A 21,255-nucleotide genomic window follows, 5' to 3' on the forward strand; every position below is an offset into this window, starting at 1 on the left:
GTATTAGTAGTTTAACAACTGCTCTTTTGAAAGCGAAGCATTTAACCAGCCCGCCTCAATATTCGCGCCGTACTTATTGTAAAAGTTAATGGCCGGTTCATTCCAGTCAAGTACCTGCCAAACCATACCGCTGAAACCTCGTTCTTTAGCTTCCTGGATCAACCTGTCGAAAAGTAGTTTGCCGATCTTTTTGCCACGCATATCTTCAGTTACAATGAGATCTTCAAGGTACATGCGGAAGCCTTTCCAGGTGGAGTATCGGATATAGTATAGGGCAAAACCAACCACAAGGCCGTCAACTTCGGCAACAAAAGCTTTCCAGACCGGGTTAGGGCCAAACCCGGCTTCTTCAAAATGCTGCAGGGTTACGGTAACCTCTTCCGGGGCTTTTTCATAGAGGGCAAGCTCATGCACCAGCTCCATCAGGCGCGGACAGTCGGTTTGAATGGCTTCCCTTATAATTAGCCCCCCGGCCCCCTGAAGAGGGGGCTGACTTTCAATTTTATTTTCTGTATTATTCATTTTTATCTTTTCGCTTCGCAGTTGTTGGTGTTGTCACCAACAATTTCATATTTATTTTAACAGGTGTTCAACTTTTTTAGGTGTGAACACTCATAGTTACCTTCAAAACAAAACTAATTGATAATGAGATATTTAATTTATCACCCACTGCACATTCAAGCAACAATGAACGCATAATAACTGACAATCAACCACTTAACTTTTTGCAACTTTAAAAGTTGAACACCCGTTTTTGAAAAATTGAACACTCAAATTTCATTGCAAAAAACATGTTGCTGGTAACAACACCAACAACGGCCATAGCAAGAATGACGAAGCAATCGCATACTACACAAGGCGGCTATGCCTTCGTGCGATTGCCGCGCTGCGCTCGCAATGACATGATGGGCTAATTAATTATTTTTCCAATGCTTAATTACCCTGCCGCCAAATATCGTGCTGCCCAGCCTTACCATATTACTGCCTTGCTCAATAGCCAGTTTATAATCAGACGACATACCCATCGACAGGATATCAAAGCTTTCCTCTTTCCGGAAATAACTCACTTTTATGCCCTCGAAAAAGGTGTTCAGTTCGTAATATTCTTCTTTAATCTGCTTTTCGTTATCGGTATTGGTAGCAATACCCATCAACCCACGGATACGAACGTTTTTCATTGCAGCAAACTCTTCAGAGCGCAGCAATTCTATTGCTTCATCAAAGCCCAGTCCGTATTTGGTTTCTTCGTCGGCTATATAAATTTGCAAAAGGCAGTCAATTATTCTTCCGGCTTTTTCAGCATGTTTGTTGATCTCGTGCAAAAGCTTCAGGCTATCAACAGACTGGATCATACTTACAAAAGGCGCTATATACTTTACCTTATTGGTTTGCAGGTGACCAATCAAATGCCATTCGATGTCTTTAGGCAGTTGCTCATATTTTTCAACCATCTCCTGCACAATATTTTCTCCAAAAAGGCGCTGGCCTGCGTCATAAGCTTCCTGCACATCGCTGACAGGTTTTGTTTTTGATACGGCCAATAATATTACCTTATCTGCTTCCGTTTCCTTTTTTAAGCTTTTGATGTTATCTGCAATGCTCATTTATCCGTAAATTTGCTTAATTAATCAGCCGCTAAATTACTGAATGCATAAATATATAACCTTGTTTTTTTCTGCAGCACTTTTTTTATGTGCCTGCAATGGCAAAAGTATTCCCAACGATGTCCTCAAACCCGACGCTATGGCAGCGGTGTTAACCGAAATGCACATCATCGACGGCAGCCTGTATAATACCACGCAGATACCCGATAGTTTGTATAAATACGGCGCGGGTAAATATATTGCCATGTTTCAGCGCCTGCATACCGATACCGCGCATTTCAACCGCAGCATGCGGTACTACGCCATGCAGCCCGATAAACTGCTGGCCATTTATGACCAGGTAGATATTAAAATTAAAAGTAAAACCGATTCGCTTGCCAAAGTGCAAACAGAACAGAGCAAGGCTACGCGTAAGCTCGATTCGCTAAAAAACTTAAATATTAAAACTAAAATAGATTCGGCAAGAAAAATGCATCCGCATGAAAACACGGAAGCCCGCAAAGCCGACTCATTGAAAAATTTAAAAACTAAACTAAAAACCGACTCGGCAAGGAGATTCCATCCCCGCAAAAGCAAGAAAGCCCGCAAAGCCGATTCGTTAAAAAACTTAAAGTCATAACCTGATGCTTTACCCCCAAAACAGTGTAGATAAGCTGGGTTTTACCGAGATAAAAGAACTGATAAAAGCACATTGCCTGAGCGAAATGGGTCAACAAATGGTTGACAAGATCCAGGTGATGAGCAATTACGACCAGATCCATAAATTCCTGAGCCAGGCAAACGAGTTTAAGAATATCCTGGTTAATGATGAGGCCCTGCCCATCCAGCATTTTTTCGATATAAAGTCCCTTGCCAATAAAGCCCGTATAGAGGGCGTTTTTTTAAGCGAAGAAGAGTTTTACCAGGTTCAGGCTTCGTTAACCACGGTATTTGCCGTTATTGCCTATTTTAACGAGCGTGAAGGCTTGTACCCTAACCTTGAAGCCCTTTTTGAGCACCTGCCTATTGAAAAGGCAATCCTTAAAAAGATAGACGCCGTAATTGATCAGAAAGGCAAGATCAGGCCCAACGCCTCGCGCGAACTAATGGAAATTACAACCGGCATTGCCAAAGCCGAGCAGGAAGCCCGCAAAAAGATTGATATGGTTTTTAAAAATGCCACATCAAACGGCTGGGCTGCCGATGGTTCACTAACGGTGCGTGATGGCAGGCTGGTGATCCCCCTGCTGGCCGAAAACAAGCGCAAGCTGAAAGGCTTTGTACACGATGAGTCGGCCTCGGGCCAAACAGTTTACATTGAGCCCGAAGAGGTATTTGTACTCAACAATCGCATTCGCGACCTGGAATTTGAACGCCGCCGCGAAATAGTAAAAATCCTTACCGCTTTAACTACCGAGTTAAGGCCTTATGTACCTTTGCTGCTCTCGTACCATGGCCTATTAACCAAGCTTGATTTTGTGCGTGCCAAAGCGCTGTTTGCCATTGATATTGAAGCCGAAATGCCGCAGGTGATAAACGAGGCCAGGGTTAAATTATACAATGCCCGTCACCCCTTGTTGTTCCTGAATTTTAAGGCCGAGAAAAAAACGGTTGTCCCACTCAATATGCAAATAGATGAAGGTACCCGCATCATCGTGGTATCGGGACCTAACGCGGGCGGTAAATCTGTTTGTATGAAAACCGTTGGTTTATTACAGATGATGGTGCAGGCTGGTTTACTCATCCCTGCCGATGAAGCCAGTGTTGTAGGTGTATTTAAACAGCTTTTTGTCGATATCGGTGATGACCAGTCGATAGAAAGTGATTTGAGTACGTACAGTGCCCACCTGTCAAAAATGAAAAACTTTGTGGAGCAGGCGAACGGTAAAACTCTCATTCTGATAGATGAATTTGGTACCGGTACCGATCCGCAATTTGGCGGGCCGATTGCCGAGGCCGTGTTGGAATCCCTTAACCAAAAAAAGGTTAAGGGCATGGTAACTACCCATTACTCCAATCTTAAAATATTTGCCAGCAATACGGAAGGGATCGAAAATGCTTCGATGCTGTTCAATAACGTTGAGATGAGGCCGCTGTACCAGTTGGAGATTGGCAAGCCCGGAAGTTCATATGCGTTTGAGATCGCCCAAAAAATAGGCTTGCCGCAAAACGTGCTTAACCTGGCCAAAAACAAAATAAGCGAAGGGCAGAAAAAGGTGGACACCCTGCTGGTTGACCTGGAGCGTGAAAAGCGTTCTATTTTTGAAACCAAACAAAAACTGGATAAACAACAACGCAAGGTTAATGAGCTGCTTGCAGAAAACGAGAAGTTAAAAAGCTATCTCGAAGAAAATAAACGAACACTGATTAAGGAAGCCAAGGATCAGGCCAAGAACATTATCCTGAACGCAAACAAGCTGGTTGAAAATACCATTTCCGAAATAAAGAGCAGCAATGCCGATAAAGAAAAAACAAAGCAGCTGCGCGAAAATCTGAATGTTGAGCTTAAAAAGAACACCGTTAAAACTGAGGCGCCAAAACCTGCTGCCCCTGTTGATGAGGAGCTAAAACCGGGCGACTGGGTGAAACTCACCGATTCGGAAACTACAGGCCAGGTGATAGAGATCATCAAGGAGAATGTAGTAATTGCCATTGGCGATTTACGCACCGTTGCTAAAAAGAAACGCGTGATTAAAGTTTCCAAATCATCGGTACCTAAAGAGATCAGGCGAAATTTCAGTTCGCACACCAATGACATGGCCAGTTTTAGTCCGGAGATTGACGTACGTGGCCAGCGTACCGAAGATGCGCTTCACGCCATTGAAAAACTGTTTGACCGTGCACTGATGATGGGCTTTAACAACCTCAAGATCATTCATGGTAAAGGCGATGGAATTTTACGCAAAATGATCAGGCAATACCTCAAAAAATATGAACAGGTTGACCGCATGGAAGATGAGCATGCTGATCGTGGCGGAGATGGAATAACTTATGTATATTTGAAGTAACCATAACGTTAAAATATCATAAAAGCCTCGTCATTGCGAGGTACGAAGCAATCCCCGATTAGCATAGCCGCTCTGTAAAGTTTGGGATTGCTTCGTACCTCGCAATGACGGTTCACGATTTGTTAGCATTAATTTACCGATTCAACCTTAACTTATTTCAAATAAACTATGTCATTAAAATCTATTGCTCCTATGTTATACACCCGGCAGGTACGGGAAAGTGTTGATTTTTATATTAATAACCTTGGTTTTACCTGCATTGGCTATGATGAGGACTGGGGTTGGGCCACTGTAAGCCGTGATGATATCGAAATCATGCTTGCTTTGCCTGTTGATAATGCATCGTTCACCGTGCCCAAATTTACCGGCTCATTTTATATCCGGACAGATAAAGTTGATCTATTGTGGAGCGAACTGAAAGACAGGGCAGTAATTTGCTACCCTATTGAAGATTTTAATTACGGCATGCGCGAGTTCGGCGTTTTTGATTATAATGGCTACCTGCTGCAGTTTGGGATGCCGATTGAATGATAATTTCTTAACAAATACTTACGGATAGGCCAATGACTTATCCGCGTTTTGCATAAGTTTCCTATTTTTAGGGCAACCCCGCCGTTGTTGGTGTTGTCACCAACAAAATTTGTTTACCAGTTTTATTAACGGTAACGTAATTAAAAAACATAATTTATTGAAAGAATAGAAGTTGTTGGTGACAACACCAACAACGGCATAGGCATAGAGGAGATTTTTTTGCTGCATTGATTTTGCATAAGTTTCCTATTTTTAGGGCGGCCAAACCCTAATAAAGATGCGCAGATTATATTTTCTTGTATTTTTCATTGCTTTTACCGGTTCAATAACAAGCTGTCTTGCTCAAAATATTATTTTAAAGAGCAAAGATCAGCGCATCCGCTACACCGGGCGGATCAATCAAACTGATGAAGCTGCCGAACTTTACTGGACGGGCTCATCATTAAAAATTAGTTTTGACGGAACCGGCGCATCGGCTGTGATGCAGGATGAACGGGGCGAAAACTATTTTACCATCATTGTTGATGACAAGGTTGTAAACACCATTCACCTTGATAATACCAAACAGGCTTATACACTCGCTGAGAACCTGCCGAGCGGTAAGCACACCCTCGAACTGTTTAAACGTACCGAATGGGACAAAGGCAAAACCCTTTTTTATCAGTTCACCTTGGCCAAAGAAGCTACTGCATTAACTGCACCAGAGGCTAAAAAACGTAAGATCGAATTTTTCGGCAACTCCATTACCTGCGGTTATGCCGATGAGGACACCACCGGGCAGGATCGTGGCAGCGCCCCTTATGAAAACGGCTACCTTAGCTACGCGGCCCTTACTGCCCGTCACTTTAATGCACAGTATGTTTGCACCTCTAAAAGTGGGATCGGCATTACCGTGAGCTGGTTCCCGCTCATTATGCCCGAAATGTATAACCGCCTTGATCCAACAGACCCAACAAGCACCTGGAATTTCAAAAAGTATACGCCCGATGTAGTAGTGATCAACTTGTTTCAAAATGATTCGTGGATTGTAAACCAACCCAGCAATCCACAGTTTAAAGAGCGCTTTGGCAGTAAAGCCCCCGAGCCGGAGCAGATCATTAAAGCTTATAAAGAGTTTGTAAAAAGTATCCGCAAGGTATATCCTAAAGCACAGATCATTTGCGCGCTGGGCAGCATGGATGCAACCAAAGCAGGTTCGCCATGGCCGGGTTATATTGAGAAGGCCGTTGCTGCTTTAAATGATAAAGGCATTTACACGCACTTTATTCCTTATAAAAATACGCCGGGGCATCCGAGCCTGAAAGAGCAGCAAGCTATGGCCGATGATTTGATCGCTTTTATGGAAAAGACGGTTAAGTGGTAAAATATAAAACCATGTCATTGAGCGTAACGCGGCAATCTCGTAGCAATACAGGGCAAATATGCTTTTCGTATTGCAAAACGACGAGATTGCCACGTCGCCCCAAGGCTCATTCCGACTCGCTCCTCGCAATGACATAAAATTTTACCTTACTCCCCTACCTTCTGCTGATCAGGCAGCTCATTAGGTCCTGGAATATTGGTTTGTTGCTTTTTGCTGGCATCCCCGTCATCGTCGGCAGTTCCTTCCTGGTATTGCTGCTGCGGGTTGGGCTTGCTATTACTGGTTTCCGTTTGTCCATTGTCCTCATCCGAACGGCCGTTTTGTGACACGTTGATCACATTGCCGTAGTTGGCGTTACCTGCCTGGTTAGGATCTTTAAAATTGCTGTTTTCGGGATGTTCCTCGGCAGGCTGGGTGCGGTTAAAGTATTCGTTATTATTGCCCGCCATTTGTGACGGATTGTCTTTATCGTTACCGGCCGGGGTGATATTGTTTTGACCAAAGTTTTGGCCTCCCATACCGTTTCCTTCCATACCTGGGTCATTGGGGCTTTTCATTTCTGAGCTACCAAACAGATAACTTCGTTTCAGGTCTTTTTCGTCCTCATTATTGTCGTCATCCACCCGGTAAGCATTGGGTTTGTTTTCTTCATGTTCGTGGCGTTTAAGCTCGTCGCTCCTGAACTCGTCATCTCGTAATTCCATAGGTTTTTATTTGATATATTAATTAATAATAAAATTAATTTCTATTTGTTTTAATAAAACCTATAAATCAATTGTCCCCATGTCATTGCGAGTAACCATCAGGGAAGCCCTGAAAAAAAATGAAATGACATGCATTGCGATGAGAAGTAAGATATTTGTCTTGAACATCGGGCAAACTACACACCCCGTATAACCCTTGGGGCCTTTAAGAGCCCGCTTGCGAGTTTGGGACTGTCGCTTTTTGCAAAAAACATTATAGGGAACCACCAGTTCTGACCAACTGGTGGTTTACCGCGCTTTTAAGCTTAGACTTTTTAAAGCGGCAGAGTTTGCCCTGTTTTTTAAAAATATGGGCAAAGCTAAACAAAACAAAAAGAAGAAGGGGGCAGGAACTCCTGCAGGTTCAAAAAAGATGGAACGATTTGGGATTCTTTACCCCAGATCAGCCGGGATCGATGTAGGGAGTATGCTCATGGTCGTATCTTACACTGATTCCAGGGATCAGATCCACCTGAAACAGTTTGACAGTTTTACCTCCAGTCTTAATAAACTGGCCGACTTGCTACAGGGGGAAAAGGTGGAGATCGTAACGATGGAATCAACCGCCAACTATTGGATGCCCCTGCATAGTATCCTTGAGTCCCGGGGCATAAAGGTGGTGATGATCAACCCAAGCCATTATCGGAATGTATCGGCACGAAAAACGGATATTAATGATGCACAGTGGTTGCATAAGCTGCTTACCCATGGTCTTTTACGCGAATCACATATTGCTCCGGCCTGTTACCAGGACCTGCGGCAATATATCCATGAAAGGCAGATCTGCCAGGACCAAAAAAGCGATACACTCAACCGTATCCAAAACACCCTGACCAAAATGAATATCAAGTTCCAGCACCTGATCAGCGATATTGAAGGTGTATGCGGCATGAAGCTTTTGCGGATGATCTGCTCAGGGATCTCAGATCCGGAAAAACTGCTTTGTAGTATCGATCATAAACGGCTGAAAGCAAGTCAGCAGGAATTGCTCCATTCTCTTGAGGGAGACTACCGGGACAGCCAGATCAATACACTTAGGGGCAGCCTAAAGGCATACGACTTTTTTAAAGAGCAGATGCTTTATTACGAACAGCACATCGAACAAACGCTTAAACTATTGGCACCGGAGATAAAAAGCTCAAAGAAACAAGGCATGGTCCGCAAGAATCAATATCATATCAACTTAAAAGATTACCTGGTAGCAATTTTGGGCGTGGACCTGACAGCAGTGGAAGGCTTGGATGAGATCGGCTTGCTAACGATACTGGCAGTAACAGGGCCTGAGATGAGCAAATGGCCTACCGCAGGCCATTTTACAAGTTGGTTAAACCTGTCACCCCGTCCTAAAATAACAGGAGGCAAGCTCGTAGGCTATGAAAAACGGATCACCCACAACCCGGCTACGCAGGCTTTCAGGTTGGCGGCAAACTGCCTGTGGCAAAGCAAGGGGCCGTTAGGGCAGCAATACCGAAAATTAGCTGCAACTAAGGGAAAGGCAAAAGCTATTAAAGCAGTGGCCAGGAAAATAGCCGTGATATTTTATAATATGGTACTTAAACAGGAAGCCTACGATGTCACTAAAGTCCAGCAAGATGTAGAGGTTCAAAAGGCAAGAAAGATCAGCCGTCTGCAAAAAGAAGCGCAAAAACTTGGTCTTACACTCCAAAAAGCAGCTTGATTATGAATCTCTTACAGACACGTCATTATAAGCGATAGCGTGGCAATCGCACGGACGCAGGGCCGCCCTGTATAGCAATGCGATTGCTTCGTCGTCCCTCCTCAATGACATAAGTTTATTTCCGTTATTTGTTTACACTCTTTTGGCGCAAGTCTTGTGTGCAGGGTGGTGCAGAGCTGACTTGTGGCCCCGATCGCCCATTTCCATTCCATCCTTCAAAAGCTTAAGTTAAAACAATGTAATACGCTTACATTCATAAAACACAAACCTGCCCTAATAAGTTATCTACATAACCATAAGCTTCAGGCTTATTTTACTTAAATTTATAGCAACCAATTATAATATATGAATAAAGTAGTTAGTGGTGCCGATGAGGCCATCCGCGACATTTCCGATGGTATGACCCTTATGCTGGGCGGCTTCGGCTTATGCGGATTGCCCGAAAATTGCATTGCCGCCCTGGTAAAAAAGGGGGTTAAGCAACTCACCTGTATCTCCAATAATGCCGGGGTTGATGACTTCGGCATCGGCCTGATGCTGAAGCAGCGCCAGGTAAAAAAAATGATCTCATCGTACGTGGGCGAAAACGCCGAATTTGAACGCCAGTTACTAAGCGGCGAGCTTGAAGTGGAACTGATACCACAAGGTACGCTGGCCACCCGCTGTATGGCCGCCGGTTACGGCATGCCCGCCATATTCACCCCCGCAGGTATTGGCACCGAAGTGGCCGAAGGCAAGGAAGTGCGCAACTTTAACGGTAAAGATTATTTAATGGAAATGGCCTTTAATGCCGACTTCGCCATTGTAAAGGCATGGAAAGGCGATACCATGGGCAACCTGGTATATCGCTCTACCGCGCGCAATTTTAACCCGGTAATGGCTATGGCCGGTAAGGTAACCATTGCCGAAGTGGAAGAACTGGTACAACCCGGCGAACTTGATCCGGATCATATCCATACACCGGGTATTTATGTACACAGGGTTTTTAAGGGGGCCAACTACGAAAAACGAATTGAGCATGCAACGGTGAGAAGTAAACAATAAATATCAAACACCACGTCATTGCGAGACACGAAGCAATCCCCGATTGGCAGAGCGACTATACAAGTCTCTCTGTATAGCAAGCGATTGCCTCGTTCCTCAATGACATAATTAATAAAACGCCACATGTCATTGCGAGCGTAGCGTGGCAATCGCACAGAGGCATAGCCGCCCTGTATAGCATGCGATTGCTTCGTACCTCGCAATGACATGATTTAATAAAGAAAATCATGCTTGACAAACAAGGCATCGCAAAGCGAATTGCAAAAGAAATAAAAGACGGTTATTATGTTAACCTCGGCATTGGCATCCCAACGCTGGTAGCCAATTATATACCGGATACCATGGATGTGGTATTACAATCCGAAAATGGTTTATTGGGGATGGGACCTTTCCCTTTTGAGGGGGAGGAAGACCCGGATACCATTAATGCAGGCAAACAAACCATCACCATGCTGCCAGGATCGGCCATATTTGATTCGGCCATGAGTTTTGGGATGATCAGGGCTAAAAAGGTAAACCTTACCATCCTTGGCGCTATGGAAGTATCCGAAAATGGGGATATAGCCAACTGGAAAATCCCCGGTAAAATGGTTAAAGGTATGGGTGGCGCTATGGATCTTGTAGCGTCGGCCGAAAATATCATTGTAGCCATGCAGCACGTAAACAAAGCGGGCGAATCAAAGTTGCTGCCCCAGTGTACCCTTCCCCTCACCGGCGTACACTGCGTTAAAAAAATCGTGACGGAGCTGGGTGTATTTGACGTTTTGCCCGAAGGTGGTTTCAGGCTTATTGAAAGGGCTCCGGGAGTAAGTGTTGAAGAAATTAAACAGGCTACGGCAGGGAAGCTCATTATTGAAGGCGACGTGCCGGAAATAATTCTGTAGTCACGTCATTGAGTAACCATCAAGGAAATCCTGAAAAACACCGTGATGACGTATAAAATATATCTTAGCGATGGTGTGTCTGGCGCGTTAGCGATAGCAGCGGATACCGGCCTTGTGGCTAATGCCCGTGCAGTATGAGCGTATAGCGCGGGCCACAGGCAACGCCCATATCACAAAACAGGCCCAAAAAACCAACTTGATAATCAATTATTTACAATGACGTCATCATAAAGCACGAAGACAACCGACCGTAGGGAGCTCATTAATACCTATAAAAATCAAATTACAATTATTAATAATCCCCAATAAGCAAGTCCGCTCTGTATAGCTCGCGATTGCTTCGTTCCTTATAATGACGTGTCTGTAAGAGATTCATAATCAAGCTGATTTTTGGAGTGTAAGACCAAGTTTTTGCGCTTCTTTTTGCAGACGGCTGATCTTTCTTGCCTTTTGAACCTCTACATCTTGCTGGACTTTAGTGACATCGTAGGCTTCCTGTTTAAGTACCATATTATAAAATATCACGGCTATTTTCCTGGCCACTGCTTTAATAGCTTTTGCCTTTCCCTTAGTTGCAGCTAATTTTCGGTATTGCTGCCCTAACGGCCCCTTGCTTTGCCACAGGCAGTTTGCCGCCAACCTGAAAGCCTGCGTAGCCGGGTTGTGGGTGATCCGTTTTTCATAGCCTACGAGCTTGCCTCCTGTTATTTTAGGACGGGGTGACAGGTTTAACCAACTTGTAAAATGGCCTGCGGTAGGCCATTTGCTCATCTCAGGCCCTGTTACTGCCAGTATCGTTAGCAAGCCGATCTCATCCAAGCCTTCCACTGCTGTCAGGTCCACGCCCAAAATTGCTACCAGGTAATCTTTTAAGTTGATATGATATTGATTCTTGCGGACCATGCCTTGTTTCTTTGAGCTTTTTATCTCCGGTGCCAATAGTTTAAGCGTTTGTTCGATGTGCTGTTCGTAATAAAGCATCTGCTCTTTAAAAAAGTCGTATGCCTTTAGGCTGCCCCTAAGTGTATTGATCTGGCTGTCCCGGTAGTCTCCCTCAAGAGAATGGAGCAATTCCTGCTGACTTGCTTTCAGCCGTTTATGATCGATACTACAAAGCAGTTTTTCCGGATCTGAGATCCCTGAGCAGATCATCCGCAAAAGCTTCATGCCGCATACACCTTCAATATCGCTGATCAGGTGCTGGAACTTGATATTCATTTTGGTCAGGGTGTTTTGGATACGGTTGAGTGTATCGCTTTTTTGGTCCTGGCAGATCTGCCTTTCATGGATATATTGCCGCAGGTCCTGGTAACAGGCCGGAGCAATATGTGATTCGCGTAAAAGACCATGGGTAAGCAGCTTATGCAACCACTGTGCATCATTAATATCCGTTTTTCGTGCCGATACATTCCGATAATGGCTTGGGTTGATCATCACCACCTTTATGCCCCGGGACTCAAGGATACTATGCAGGGGCATCCAATAGTTGGCGGTTGATTCCATCGTTACGATCTCCACCTTTTCCCCCTGTAGCAAGTCGGCCAGTTTATTAAGACTGGAGGTAAAACTGTCAAACTGTTTCAGGTGGATCTGATCCCTGGAATCAGTGTAAGATACGACCATGAGCATACTCCCTACATCGATCCCGGCTGATCTGGGGTAAAGAATCCCAAATCGTTCCATCTTTTTTGAACCTGCAGGAGTTCCTGCCCCCTTCTTCTTTTTGTTTTGTTTAGCTTTGCCCATATTTTTAAAAAACAGGGCAAACTCTGCCGCTTTAAAAAGTCTAAGCTTAAAAGCGCGGTAAACCACCAGTTGGTCAGAACTGGTGGTTCCCTATAATGTTTTTTGCAAAAAGCGACAGTCCCAAACTCGCAAGCGGGCTCTTAAAGGCCCCAAGGGTTATACGGGGTGTGTAGTTTGCCCGATGTTCAAGACAAATATCTTACTTCTCATCGCAATGCATGTCATTTCATTTTTTTTCAGGGCTTCCCTGATGGTTACTCGCAATGACGATTTAGTAAAACGCTATAGCATCCCTCAAAGAAACTCCTATCTTTAAAACATGAATTTCATATTTGGCATTGCTGGAATGATGGGCATGGCAATTGCCGCGCTGCTGTATTTTATACCCGCTATAATAGCCCGCGAAAAAGCCGATTTTAAATTGATCTTCCTGTTAAACCTGTTTCTGGGCTGGACTATTATCGGCTGGATCTGGGCGCTTATTTGGTCGTTTGAAAAGGAAAAAGCGCCTTTAGATTATTATAAAGCCGGCTATCCTGGTTATATAACCGAAAAAGCGCTGAAGCTGCATGAACTATACAAACAATTTGATGCCGGCGTTATTACCAAAGCCGATTACGACAAAGCACTGAAAGAGATTTTAGGCGATCTGTCTTAAAATAAACGTCCCCTCAAATCAGCTGAAATCTCTTCCGTTATCACCATAATGTCCTCAGCAACGTGGGTGTTATTGGTGATCACACGGTCGCATTCATCTTTGTAGGGCAGCAGGTATTCTTTGTAGGCAGGCACCACGTGGTTGATCCATTTATACATCACATCATCATGCGAGTAGCCGCGTTCTATCAGGTCGCGTTTAAGGCGGCGCTGCAGGGCAACATCTTCATCGGCATCAATAAAAACTTTAAGATCAAGCAGCTCCGATATATCTTTAAAATGCAGGATAAACAAGCCCTCCACTATCAAAATAGGTGCAGGCTTGATCTCTATCATTTTGGGGATAGCATCGGGGTTATTGAAAGTGTATTCCTGTTTTAGGATAGCTTCCTTATTTAAAAGCTTGCTGATATCCTGCTGAAAATGTTGATGATCAATAGTTGAAGGAAGATCAAAGTTATATTCTTTGTTCTCCTCCTTGGTCATGTTATGTGCTACCGGGATGTAATAATCATCCTGCGATACGAGGCTCACCTCGTCGGCAGTAAAATGTTCTAAAAAGCACTTTAAAAAAAAGGTTTTGCCCGAGCCGCTTCCGCCGGCAATTCCAATAATATAAGGTTTATTCATTCGGGCTGCCGTAGCTGATATTTACCTGGAAACGTTTATCTAAAGCACCTAAAGCATCGGCAGTGTTCTTGGTCATGATGATCAAAACATTTTTGTTTGTTTCGTTATCGGTAAAACGGCCAACAACCTTTGCAAAGGTGGTATGATTGTTCATAGGGTTGGTAATTTTTATGATGGTGCCTATTGGTGCTGTACGGTGCAGTACCAATTCCTTTTTAGGATCTAAACCGGCGTCATCCATCCAGGTAGCTACACCTTTTTCAACTTTCTCGTACAGGCCAAAACGGTTAGCTTTACCATGATCGCCGGTGGTGTCCTGCTGTGCAGCCACCGAGGTCGAATCGCGCTGCATTACAGGCTGTTTGGCTTCTTCGGGGGGTAAACCGGTACGCACGTTAATAACCTGGTTAGGAGTTACAGAATCAGAGCTTAGTTTATTAAGTGCTTTGATATCCTCAACAGATGTATTAAAACGCTTGGCGATAGAAAACAAGGTTTCGCCCGCCGATACTTTGTATTGCTGCACATTAAGCATGCTTACTTTTTTAACGGTATCGGCAGCAGCCTGCTGTGGTTTGCTTGCAGCAGTCTGCATTACAGGGGCAGGCGAACTAACCGGAGCCTGTGCCTGCGGTTTGTTTTGCTGAACCGGAGCCTGGGTAACCGGTTTTTGTTGTGCAGGTGCAGGATTTGTTGCTGCTTGTTTTGCAGGTGCAGTTACTGCCGGTTGCGCGGCAGCTTCGCCCGAAAACGGCAATTCGGTAGGTACTTTTACAATACCGCCAATTTTAAGCGGGGCGTTATTATTAAACTGTATAATAGCTTTAGGGCTGATGTTGTAGCGACGGCCTATAGAGTAGTAATTATCTTTGGGATCAAGCTTGTGAACGATCACTTTTTTGCCGTTCAGGTTTTCAACACCAATTGAGTCAACAACAGGGTTTGCAAAAAGCGATAGGGAGAGTGTGAGTAAGGGAGCGACCAATAATAAAATCTTAAATTTCATAATAAATTATAATACAGTAATTTACAAGTTCAACACTATTAAGCCCGATCTGTTTTTTAAATAGATGAGCTGATTATTATGTAGTACAAACGCCTCGGGTTGCATTTTTTGTATAGCGTTATGTAACAAATCGTGATACAAAAGGGTACCCTCCTCGTTAAATACAAACAAGTGCTGTTCAAGATGCTCCTGCAAAAGCGTGTGCAAAGATACAATTCTGAATCTATTGTAGCTGATATAATGAACCGCATTTGCATATACACTGAGCGGTAAATATAAACTATTTACTTCCGCTGCAGGTACCAATTCAGGGCTAATGATCTGATTATTTAGAGGTTGATCAGGCACGGGCTCATATCCTCTTAGTGCATTGCCGGTTTTAACATCAAGTAAAAATAATTTCTTTGGTTGTAGCTGGGCATTGTAAACTACAGGGCCATTTACCGACAGATGATCAAAAGCTAAAGTGAAATTGCTCCATAATGCCTTGCCTGTTGTAGCTTCAATAGCTGTCAAGCCCTTATGTACCGGCCCCGTGGCCGATTGGTAATTATGGAGTAATAATACGCCACCATAAGCAGCTTCAATACCGGTAAGCCAGCGCTCGGGGGTAGTTAAGCCTTCAAAATAAACCTCACCGTTTTGCAGGTTCAGGGCCGAAAAACTAACCTGCTTATCGGCATGGTCCCTGATCTCGAGGAACAGCGTTTGGCTGCTTTCGTCAATTTCCATACGCCAAACCGGGGACTGGCAAGTTTTGCTGATGAAGGGAAAAAGCGAAGTCATAGAGAATGCAAATATGCTCATTAAAATTAAAACTGTTTACCTTCGCCAAACATTGCCCGCAAAGGCATGTTACACTTAAAACATCAAATTTATTTATGAATGCTAAAGAAATAAGCCTCGAAGAAGTTAAAGTAAAACCCGTAGTTGACCACCTGAACGACCTGCTGGCTAATTACCATATCCACTACCAAAAACTGCGCGGCTGCCACTGGAACGTTAAAGGCACAAGCTTTTTTACATTGCACCTGAAATTTGAAGAGATGTACACTGCCGCGCTGGTTACTATTGATGAGCTTGCCGAAAGGATCCTGAGCCTTGGCAAACCTCCTATCAGCACGTTTAAAGATTATATTGAAACATCAAGCATCAAAGAGACCCAGACCATCGGCTTAAAGGATACCCTGATGGTGAAAGCTATTATTGACGATTTGGCTGCGCTGATAAAAATGGAACGCGAGATATTGACCATCACCGCCGATGCCGGAGACGATGGCACAAACGACATGATCAACCGCTTCATGCAATTCAACGAAAAAAATACCTGGATGCTGCGTTCATTCGTGAACGAGGACTAATCCGCACATAATCCTACTGTAAAAAAGCCACATCTGAGACAATCCGGATGTGGCTTTTTTTAAAACGGGGTTTACACAGGTTTGCATATTTCGTATATTTGCACGAAATAAAATGCCATCACTTTAAGTGGCAGATGTTCTGTTTATTTTCCTATGGTGTAATGGTAGCACGTCAGATTCTGGCTCTGAAGATTGAGGTTCGAGCCCTTGTAGGAAAACTTGTTTTGGAGGCCCTTAGCGTATTGCTAAGGGCTTTTTTTGCATTTAAAGGCTAAAAACGCATTTTTTAAAAAACTTTCAAAACCCAAATTACTTGCCCCTGTTAAGTTGAGCAGCTTTTTTGTTGAATTTATCAAAAATGTTTTTTATCACCATTCAAAACTTTTAAATCGTGGGTCAGTTACCCGATCGGCCGCATCGGTAACCTGAACGTTTGAAAAAATCGTCCACTGCTACCGGGTTTGCGTAATCTAATTCGATGATTTCCTTTAGCGCTGCTTTTTTATCTTTTGCCTGGTCATAATATGCCTGGCATATCCGGTAACCGATAAAGTAGCCCAGGTCGGGCGCGGGCAACGCCGGGTTTTGGCCGGTACTCACCCAGTTATCATTATTTTGAGTATACATTTCCTGTCGGAAAGAGTTCCACACTTCCTTTTCATGCAGGGAACCGTAAGCCATATAAGGTGTTTTCATTGGGATGCCGGTTACCCGTTTGGCCACAAAATCGCAGGCCCCCTCCCGGATAGCCGAAGTCAGTACATTGATATGCTGAAAATCCGGACGCTTTTGCTGCGTGTGGGTATACTCGTGGATCCCCATGCGTACCAACTGATCGCCCGTCATCTCAGGATCGTTCAGCACGACTTCCAACCCGATGAGCGACAGATTGCCGCGGACCGTGCCGCCCTGCTGTCGTAAACCAACAATAAAATAGGACTGTGCGGGCTTCAGTCTGGGATATAGCTTTTGAAAGCGAGCGATCTGTCTTTCCAGTTTTCGTACGGCAGCATAGATCATGAATTGCTTTCTTTGCAGGATATCCCAAAAGCCGGGATTGCTCCTGAGCAACGCCAACCATTTACGGTCCAGGCCGTCTTTATTACGCATGAACGCTTTCAGACCTTCACTGGCGTTGCCGATATACAGACGGTTAACCGCGTCAAGTTGCCGGGCTGTATCAGGGCTGGCTGATACGCTATCGCGCATCTTCCAAAAATTCTTCCAGTCTGTTTGATAAACATGCTGTGCCCGGCAAAGCACCGGGGCCAACAAAATCAGGAACATAATTTTCTTCATCATTAAGCTGCTTTAGTTCAATTCTTCGAGGTATTTAGCAGGCAAGTAAACTGAGAAATGGTAAATAATTTACTCCGTTCGTAGACTTTTGGCCGGGTTGGCGATCGCTGCCTTGACAGATTGAAAACTGATAGTGATCAGGGCGATCAGTATAACCAATACACTACCGGATACAAACAACCAGCAGTTGAGTATAATTCGGTAAGGGTAATGTTGCAGCCACTGGCTGGCCGCGATCCAGGCAAACGGAATAGATATGGCGAGCGCGATAACGACCAGTTTAAAAAAATCCGCTGAGAGGATTACCACTACGTTGCCTGCTGAAGCTCCAAGCACTTTGCGTATGCCGATCTCTTTGACCCGCTTCTCAACGGCTAATACAGATAAGCCGAACAAGCCGATGCAGGAAATAAAGATAGTAAGTGCAGCACTGAATAAAATAATCGCTTTCCACCTGGCTTCGGCTGCATAACTTTGCTTATTCTGGTCTTGTTTAAAGTTATAAACGAAAGGACTCAGCGGGAACAATTCTTTAAATACCCGGCCGATGAACCGGATACTCGCGGTCTCCGTGCCGGGCTTGATTTTAATGTACATCATACCGAAGCTATTTGCCGGATTCATGGTGAAAAGCTGCGGGCCTGTTTTTTCAGTCAAAGGCTGATAATGGTAGTCCTTAACCACGCCTACAACGGTGTACGTCTCATTACCAAAGGTGTTGATTTGCTGCCCAACGGGGTGCTTCCAACCGGCTTCTTTGGCAAACGCCTCATTGATCAAGACTGATTTTAGCTGATCCGACGGATAGGCAGCTGAAAAATTCCTTCCGGCAATAACGGGTACACGAAGGAGCGGTAAATAGTCAGCATCTATTGTTTCAACAGCGATGTTAATCTGCTGATCACCATTTATTTTTACTGTATTGTTATTATAACCGCCATTTTTAGGGGTAGCTTCCACAATATTAGGGTTCTCCATCAATTTCTTTTTTATCAAAACCGCTTCACTTTGGGTCAAAGGAAATTGGTCAACCGTAATCAAATTACGATCATCATAACCCAGGCTTTGTGTAGTCAGATAATTGAACTGTAAAAAAATGGTGATCGCGCCTATGATTAAAAAAGAAGCCAGCGCGAACTGAAAGACGACCAAGGCCTTTTGTAAATAACTTTTCCCGGCCAGGTTAAAACGACTGTACAATGTTTTGACCGGGTGGTAACCGGACAAAATGATAGCGGGATAAAACCCGGCCAGTAAACCGGTGAGCACAAAAAGCGCGATATAACAGCTCACCAGTTTTGCATTAAGCAAATAAGTAAGCGACAGCACTTTATTCGCTAACCCGCCAAATACCGGTAATATCGTTATAACGATCCCCAGCGCAACGGTGAAAGCGATCAAACAAAGCAGAAAAGACTCGCTTAAAAATTGCAGCCGTAATTGCTGTCTGGTGCCGCCGATCACTTTACGGATACCGATCTCTTTTGCCCGCTTTACCGAACGTGCTATGGTAAGGTTAACAAAATTGATGCAGGCGCTCAGCAGCACAAAAAGGGCGATGGCCGAAAGAATATAGGCAAATTCAGGGTTACTTTTATCGTGGAGTATTTCGTTTTCGTTCGGCACCATCTTACCCAGATGAATACCAGTAAGCGGCTCCAGCAAATAAGCTATACCGATATTTTTTACGTGATATTTATTTTTTATTTCCCCAATGGCTTTGCCGGCATCTGATACAAATACCTCGTTCATTTTTCCTTCAACAGCTTTAATATCCGCGCCGGGAGATAGCACGACAAAAGTGCTGAGAAATGAGTTAAACCAATTAGCATTATTATTTTCGGCTGCAGCGGGAACATGCAGCGGTCTCAGTACCTGGAATTTGAGGGATGAATTTTGCGGGCAATTCCTGGCAATCCCTGTGATCATGCAGGGTCTAAATACGCTGTCGTCCTTGATGGAGATAATCTGGCCGACGGCGTTTGAACGGCCAAAATACTTTTTCGCCATTTCTTCGGTAATTACCGCGGAATTGGGCTGGGTTAATACGGAACCTGCCTCACCACTAAGTAAAGGAAAACTGAATACCGAAAAAAAATTAGCATCGACAAAACATACACCCTGCGAATTGACATCTGTGCCGATTTTAATATCTGCCTGCGCCGGTTGAAAGCGGACAAAGCTTTGTATCTCCGGGATCTTTGCAGCAAAACGCGGACCGGGGAAATAACCGGTATAACTGCCGTTGGAGACACTGTTATCATCTTTGGTCGTTTGCTTATCAATCCGGTAGATCTGACTGGCATTTTGGTGAAAGCGGTCGTAGCTTACTTCGTCCTGAACATACAGTATGATCAGCATGGCGCAGGCCAGCCCAATACTTAAACCGGCGATATTGATGATGGAGTACAACTTTTGTTGCCGGAGGTTTCTGAATGCGGTTTTAAAATAATTGCGGAACATACGATTGCGGTTTAATTTTTCGGGAACCCGGTTTGGCGGACTTTCCGAACGCAATATTACTGGCCTGCTATGCGGCAGAATGGCCAATTTATCAAATGGCCATTCTTTTTTCAGGTTGTTTTTGTATTCCACAGGGGTCTTTCCGGTCATTTCTTTAAAAACCCGGTTGAAAGTTCTTTGGGAATTGAACCCGGACCCGAAGGCAATGCCGAGTAGGGTCAGGTGGTTATAGCTGCTATCCTGCATTTTCCGGACCACTTCGCGTACCCGGAACTCATTGATAAAATCATTAAAATTCTTTTTCATCCCCAGGTTAAGGATCCGGGACAAGTCATGCGGATGCATCGCCAGTTTAACCGCCAGGGTAGCCAGGGTCAGTTCGGCATCTTCATAAAGGCGGCCGGCGGCTACCGCTTCTTTAAGTTTACGGCTTTTACTTCTGGCATCCGGCATGTCCGGCGTTATTGGTTGTGGTTGCACCGATCCAAGGGGTTTCAGTATTGCACCGGCCGCCATCCCGAACAATACCAAAGCTACGGCAAAACCGAAGATGGGGTAAAATGACCAGAGCAGGCAGAGCACAGCCAGCAATAAAAGCCACTGTTCCAGCCGCCGAAAAGTAAGCCTGGGCCGGTCCATCAGCACCGGCTGTATCCGGTCATAGAAAATACTGATCAAACGATGTGACAAATAGAGGTAGCCAATGGCCGAAATTAATACCAGCCATGCCGGCATCCAAAATGCAGGCAGCAAGAGGCAGAAGTGCAGCAGATCTATTAGTTTGAACCGTTGCCCGGGACAGGTTTGCTGCCGCACATAAAAATACAACAGCGGCCCCAGGGCCGGCAAAAGAACCGGCGTCAGTCCGCTGGTCTTCAATACGACTGTAACTAACGCAGAGCTTAAAAATAAATTACTGCTACGGTCAGTGCTTTTGGCTGCCAACAGCAAAGCAAGCGTAAGCCCGGTAAACAAGGTTCCAAGGGATGCCAGATCGTAAAAGGTCATATAATAGGAATATGATTCACGTGCTCAATTAACTCAATCGTCATTCCAAATAAATAACTAACTAACAAATAAATAGTTATAAAAACTTCCCCATATTCATTTGTAATAAAACCGCACAGGCAGCGTACGTTTTTAATAAAATAACGTAGCCCTTCATAGCCTGAGATAACCGGGAAAACCTATTAAAGGGCTCAACATTTGTTGCCCCATTATTAAAACAAGGCGCCCGGCGTACAGATAACCACAGAACA

At 44.4% G+C, this 21,255-nt stretch carries 18 protein-coding genes; 9 read left to right on the forward strand and 9 right to left on the reverse strand.

From position 1 onward, the window contains the following. Positions 1-3: 3 nt before the first annotated feature. Entirely contained in the window at positions 4-522 is a 519-nt protein-coding gene (locus J3L18_RS14355) for a GNAT family N-acetyltransferase (protein WP_129571918.1), read from the reverse strand. Positions 523-914: 392 nt separating this feature from the next. Continuing rightward, positions 915-1,604 (reverse strand): YggS family pyridoxal phosphate-dependent enzyme, encoded by a 690-nt coding sequence (locus J3L18_RS14360; protein ID WP_129571919.1) that lies wholly within the window; start codon positions 1,602-1,604, stop codon positions 915-917. 43 nt (positions 1,605-1,647) lie between these two features. Here J3L18_RS14360 and J3L18_RS14365 point away from each other — a divergent pair, with 43 nt between their 5' ends. From J3L18_RS14365 to J3L18_RS14380, 4 genes are all read left to right on the forward strand, one after another. Continuing rightward, positions 1,648-2,223, forward strand: a complete 576-nt coding sequence (locus tag J3L18_RS14365; RefSeq protein ID WP_090523992.1) for a DUF4296 domain-containing protein — start codon at positions 1,648-1,650, stop codon at positions 2,221-2,223. Between the two features lie 4 nt (positions 2,224-2,227). Then, positions 2,228-4,591, forward strand: a complete 2,364-nt coding sequence (locus tag J3L18_RS14370; RefSeq protein WP_129571920.1) for an endonuclease MutS2 — start codon at positions 2,228-2,230, stop codon at positions 4,589-4,591. 168 nt (positions 4,592-4,759) lie between these two features. Continuing rightward, positions 4,760-5,122: a VOC family protein gene (locus tag J3L18_RS14375; RefSeq protein ID WP_208102442.1), complete on the forward strand. Its 363-nt coding sequence runs from the start codon at positions 4,760-4,762 to the stop codon at positions 5,120-5,122. Positions 5,123-5,399: 277 nt separating this feature from the next. Further along, complete coding sequence (locus J3L18_RS14380) at positions 5,400-6,485, forward strand: SGNH/GDSL hydrolase family protein (RefSeq protein WP_129571921.1); 1,086 nt, start codon at positions 5,400-5,402, stop codon at positions 6,483-6,485. 146 nt (positions 6,486-6,631) lie between these two features. Here J3L18_RS14380 and J3L18_RS14385 read toward each other — a convergent pair whose 3' ends face one another. Next, positions 6,632-7,189: a hypothetical protein gene (locus J3L18_RS14385; protein ID WP_129571922.1), complete on the reverse strand. Its 558-nt coding sequence runs from the start codon at positions 7,187-7,189 to the stop codon at positions 6,632-6,634. Between the two features lie 349 nt (positions 7,190-7,538). Between J3L18_RS14385 and J3L18_RS14390 the strand changes: the two genes are divergently transcribed. From J3L18_RS14390 to J3L18_RS14400, 3 genes are all read left to right on the forward strand, one after another. Further along, positions 7,539-8,906, forward strand: a complete 1,368-nt coding sequence (locus J3L18_RS14390) for an IS110 family RNA-guided transposase (RefSeq protein WP_223266314.1) — start codon at positions 7,539-7,541, stop codon at positions 8,904-8,906. 345 nt (positions 8,907-9,251) lie between these two features. Next, a complete protein-coding gene (locus J3L18_RS14395) occupies positions 9,252-9,950 on the forward strand; it encodes a CoA transferase subunit A (RefSeq protein ID WP_129572000.1) in 699 nt (232 codons plus the stop codon). 227 nt (positions 9,951-10,177) lie between these two features. Continuing rightward, a complete protein-coding gene (locus J3L18_RS14400; protein ID WP_090523970.1) occupies positions 10,178-10,834 on the forward strand; it encodes a 3-oxoacid CoA-transferase subunit B in 657 nt (218 codons plus the stop codon). A 378-nt stretch (positions 10,835-11,212) separates the two neighbouring features. Here the strand turns inward: J3L18_RS14400 and J3L18_RS14405 are convergent, their stop codons facing one another. Continuing rightward, positions 11,213-12,580: an IS110 family RNA-guided transposase gene (locus J3L18_RS14405; RefSeq protein WP_311084455.1), complete on the reverse strand. Its 1,368-nt coding sequence runs from the start codon at positions 12,578-12,580 to the stop codon at positions 11,213-11,215. A 319-nt stretch (positions 12,581-12,899) separates the two neighbouring features. Between J3L18_RS14405 and J3L18_RS14410 the strand changes: the two genes are divergently transcribed. Then, positions 12,900-13,238 carry a superinfection immunity protein gene (locus tag J3L18_RS14410; RefSeq protein WP_129568899.1) on the forward strand — a complete coding sequence of 113 codons (339 nt, stop codon included), beginning with the start codon at positions 12,900-12,902 and terminating at the stop codon, positions 13,236-13,238. Here J3L18_RS14410 and J3L18_RS14415 read toward each other — a convergent pair. From J3L18_RS14415 to J3L18_RS14425, 3 genes are read right to left on the reverse strand one after another with little or no spacing between them, the layout of a single operon-like run. Beyond that, positions 13,235-13,867 (reverse strand): uridine kinase family protein, encoded by a 633-nt coding sequence (locus J3L18_RS14415; protein ID WP_129568898.1) that lies wholly within the window; start codon positions 13,865-13,867, stop codon positions 13,235-13,237. The two genes, J3L18_RS14410 and J3L18_RS14415, sit on opposite strands and share 4 nt — an antisense overlap. Beyond that, complete coding sequence (locus tag J3L18_RS14420; protein ID WP_129568897.1) at positions 13,860-14,873, reverse strand: DPBB and LysM peptidoglycan-binding domain-containing protein; 1,014 nt, start codon at positions 14,871-14,873, stop codon at positions 13,860-13,862. Before J3L18_RS14420 ends, J3L18_RS14415 begins: the two co-directional genes overlap by 8 nt. A gap of 21 nt (positions 14,874-14,894) precedes the next feature. Beyond that, positions 14,895-15,680 (reverse strand): DUF4905 domain-containing protein, encoded by a 786-nt coding sequence (locus J3L18_RS14425; RefSeq protein WP_129568896.1) that lies wholly within the window; start codon positions 15,678-15,680, stop codon positions 14,895-14,897. A 74-nt stretch (positions 15,681-15,754) separates the two neighbouring features. On the opposite strand from J3L18_RS14425, the gene J3L18_RS14430 reads away from it, so the two are divergent. Then, positions 15,755-16,234, forward strand: a complete 480-nt coding sequence (locus tag J3L18_RS14430; RefSeq protein ID WP_129568895.1) for a Dps family protein — start codon at positions 15,755-15,757, stop codon at positions 16,232-16,234. 396 nt (positions 16,235-16,630) lie between these two features. Here the strand turns inward: J3L18_RS14430 and J3L18_RS14435 are convergent, their stop codons facing one another. Together J3L18_RS14435 and J3L18_RS14440 are read right to left on the reverse strand one after the other, a co-directional pair. Next, positions 16,631-17,536: a DUF2268 domain-containing putative Zn-dependent protease gene (locus tag J3L18_RS14435; protein WP_129568894.1), complete on the reverse strand. Its 906-nt coding sequence runs from the start codon at positions 17,534-17,536 to the stop codon at positions 16,631-16,633. A 66-nt stretch (positions 17,537-17,602) separates the two neighbouring features. After that, positions 17,603-21,004 carry an ABC transporter permease gene (locus J3L18_RS14440; protein ID WP_129568893.1) on the reverse strand — a complete coding sequence of 1,134 codons (3,402 nt, stop codon included), beginning with the start codon at positions 21,002-21,004 and terminating at the stop codon, positions 17,603-17,605. Between the last annotated feature and the right edge of the window lie 251 nt (positions 21,005-21,255).

The sequence above is a fragment of the Mucilaginibacter gossypii genome (assembly GCF_017569325.2).
Taxonomy (GTDB): domain Bacteria; phylum Bacteroidota; class Bacteroidia; order Sphingobacteriales; family Sphingobacteriaceae; genus Mucilaginibacter; species Mucilaginibacter gossypii.